This is a genomic window from Phycisphaerae bacterium (assembly GCA_012729815.1).
In the GTDB taxonomy this organism is placed as follows: Bacteria; Planctomycetota; Phycisphaerae; order JAAYCJ01; family JAAYCJ01; genus JAAYCJ01.
In genome coordinates this window covers 1-3,368 of record JAAYCJ010000362.1, presented here as the reverse complement: position 1 = coordinate 3,368, position 3,368 = coordinate 1, and the positions used below count along the sequence as shown (strand labels likewise).

Genomic DNA, 3,368 nt, shown 5'->3' with positions numbered 1-3,368 from the left:
GTGTGGGCGGCTGAGCCGGACGTGCATCTGGTCGATATCCGCGAAGGGGTCAAGCGTTACGCGGCGGAGAACGATCTGGCGTTCCAGATGTTCCTGTCGTCGCAAGGGCACGATCAGGCCCTTCGCGTTCTGGATGAAATCCGCGACCATCCGGTCGACGGCGTGCTGGTCCTTCCGTACGCCAGCGATGATTACGTCCAAGCCCTCGATCGGCTCGTCGAACATGGTTTTCCGGTGGTCTGCATCGATCGCCAGGTCAGCGCGGGGCGGGCCTCGTCGGTCGAGGTCGACAACGCCGCCGGAGTCTATCAAGCCACGCGCTATCTGATCGAAAAACACCACCGTCCGGTGCATTTCCTGAGTACGGCGCTCGAACACGAGGTTCAGCAGAACCGCCATCTGGGCTATTGCCGGGCGATGGCCGATGCGGGATTCGGCGGGCTGGTCAGGAGCCACTCGATTATCCGCGACATCCGCGAGAGCGATCCGACGTTCTGGCCGATGGATCGCAAGCCCACCGTTGCCGCACCGCTGGCTGAGGCCCTGCTGCAGTCCGCCGGGCCGCCGATGAGCGTCATCTGCCTCAACGACTACATCGCCGCGGGACTGTACGAGGCGGTCGCGGCGCGGGGTCTGAGCGTCGGCCGCGATCTGGCGGTGGTCGGGTTCGACGATCTGCCGCTGGCGAGGTTTCTTCGGCCCGCGTTGACCACGATCCGCCAGCCGCGACAGCAGATCGGGTACGAAGGGGCCAAGCTGCTGCACCAGTTGATCGCGGGCCGGCTGAAGCCGCCGGTCAACATCCATTTGCCGGTCGAATTCATCGTTCGGGATTCCGCCTGAGCGATCGGGTGGTTCAGGTAGGCATCACTGGAGAACTGACATGAGCCGAAGACATGGTTTCACGTTGATCGAGCTGCTGGTGGTGGTCGCGATCGTCGCGGTGCTGGTGGCGATGCTGTTGCCGGCTCTCACACAGGCCCGAGAGGCGGCACGGCGTACGGTTTGCGGCAACAACCAGCGTCAACTGCTGATCGCGATCAACAGCTATGCGGGCGACCATGACGATTGGGTGGCCTCCGGCTCTCACGGCTGGGAGCCCCGGATCGTCCAGGGCCAGTCGCCCATTTTTCGGATGAATCTCGCCCATTACTTTTACACCCGCCATGCTTCCGGCCTGAAGCTGGTGGTCTGTCCGTCCGATCCCGACCATTCGCCCGTTGCGGACGACTACGATCGCCGGTGGCGCAACTTCAGCTTTGCGCCCGGCGGCGACGGCGGCTGGGTGGTCGATCCGGACGACGTGAACATCGTCTCCAGTTACTACATGTACGCCGAGGGCCACGACGGCGACCACGCCCGCCATGGGAACCAGTACCAGTACTACCCGATCACCTATTTCGGAGCGATCCTGGCCGACGGTCCCTGGGCGACGACCACCGGCCTGGGCCCGATGCGGTCCTGGCACGGCGAGTATGCGCCGGAGCGGGGCTATAACGTCGGCGGCATCGGAGGCGAAGTGATCTGGTGTCCGATCTCGCTCATTCCGCCGTTCTGGACTGAGACGGGCACATGGTCAAATCTCTGGGCCGACAACGCCAACATCTGGCCGATCTTCAGCCAGGCCTGCGGATACGCCGACGCCTATCCGCGGCGATTCGAACGCCGATGACCTGATAACGAATCAGCTCTAAGGAGGTCCATCTTGACGCAAACGACGGCTGGAATGGCTGTGATCCTGATCCTCACCTCGGCGTCCATAGTCGCCGCCCCACCGGAGGGCGAGGTCTTCTTTCCCGGCGAGCGGTCATTCGGAGTCCAAGTGCATACGTTGGGCAACGGGAAGGACCTGGCGGCGTTGGGGGCAAACTGGGTGAGACTTGACTTCTCGTGGGCGGGGACGGAGACGGGCCAGCGGGGGCACTACGACTTCGCCGCGTTTGAGGAAAAGGTGGAGCACTACCGTTCGAACGGGATCAACGTCCTGGGGCTGCTGGCGTGGCACTACTACTGCGGCGACCTCTATCCGAACCCGGAATCGGATGAGGATTTCGCCGTCGCCGTCGAGGGCTACGCGAGTTTCGCGCAAGCGGCGGCGAATCACCTCAAGGGCAAGGTGAAGATATGGGAACTGGGCAATGAGCCCGAGTGCTTCGCGGTGGGCAAGGTGAACGACCCGCAGCGTTACACCAAGCTGGCGCGTGCGGCGGCAAAGGCAATTCGGGAGGTCGATCGCGAGGTCGTCGTCGGAGCGTGCTCGTGCGCGTGGATGGATCGCGATTTTCTCAGCCGGTGCATGTCGGCCGGCCTGCTGGCGGACGGAACGATCAACGCGATCACATTTCACGGGTATCACCGGGCGGATATAAAGGCTGAGAGCGGATTGAGGGAGGACGTGGGATGGCTGCGCGAATTGATCCGCAAGCATTCACCGCCGGGTGTGAATGTGATCGTGGTGGACTCGGAACGCGGGTACGCTCAAGTTCCGTTTCTGTCGCCGAAGCCGTGGGAAAGTTGGCGGAATCTCGTCTACACGGAGGCCGAGCAGGCGGCGTATCTGGCCAGACACTACCTCGAGGAAATCAGCCTCGGGGTCGAAGTGAGCGTCTGGTACAAGGACATGTCGGGCGAGAGCAACTACTCCTTGTACGAGGGCGGACCGGGTTCTCGGATCAGGCCGATGGGTCACGTGATGCGCAATCTGGCCTCGCTGCTGAACGCCAATCCCAAGGAGATGGTCAACGACGGCTACACGGTCAGTCTGGCCGACCTGCCGGACAAGCTGGGCGATCCGAACGTGACGATCCCCGTTCGCGCGTATCTCAAGCGTGATCCGAACGTGCTGATCATCGCCCTCTGGAACCCGGTCGAAGCGTTCGACGGCCACATACTCCAGTCGCGGCAGCGGATCGGCGGGAACTACTATGAGGCCTGGCGGGCGATCAGCCCCGAAGACTTCGTCGAGGTGCCGTTGAAGGTCAACATCTCGCCGCTGTCCTCGGATCAGGTGGAGTCAGCCTGCCGATACAACCTGACCGCCGCGGAGGACAAAGACCTCCGCCAGGCGATCGAGTTGGATTTCGCGGGCGGACAGGCGATAACTCCGGAGATCGAAGCCGGACCGATGCCCACGCTGATCGTGCTGAACCTCCGGTGAGTCGAACCCAGCTCCCGAGGGCGGAAATCACGGTTTGACGTGGATCGGTTTGCTCGCAATGGTCGCGATCGTAGCGGTACGGGCGGCCGTCCTGCTTCCCGCCTGTAGACGGAAGGCACGCGGCGAGGCGTTACGGGCGCGGTTTCACTGCTCTACCGCTTGTCAAATTGCCCGCTTTTTTCTACACCATCCACTCCGGCAGCCGCTGCGG

3 protein-coding genes are annotated in these 3,368 nt (G+C 63.1%); all 3 read left to right on the top strand.

The window, feature by feature from the left end; genetic code table 11:
* Positions 1 to 843 (top strand): LacI family transcriptional regulator (locus GXY33_22865; protein ID NLX07994.1); only part of this gene is annotated, 843 nt, incomplete at its 5' end.
* A 40-nt stretch (positions 844 to 883) separates the two neighbouring features.
* Positions 884 to 1,672, top strand: coding sequence for a DUF1559 domain-containing protein (locus tag GXY33_22860; protein NLX07993.1), 789 nt, complete (start codon positions 884 to 886; stop codon positions 1,670 to 1,672).
* 33 nt (positions 1,673 to 1,705) lie between these two features.
* A complete protein-coding gene (locus GXY33_22855; protein ID NLX07992.1) occupies positions 1,706 to 3,157 on the top strand; it encodes a glycoside hydrolase family 5 protein in 1,452 nt (483 codons plus the stop codon).
* The last annotated feature ends 211 nt before the right edge of the window (positions 3,158 to 3,368 follow it).

Coding starts and splice junctions, on each gene's coding strand:
- GXY33_22860 (NLX07993.1), top strand. CDS start 884: ATGAGCCGAAGACATGGTTTCACGTTGATCGAGCTGCTGGTGGTGGTC.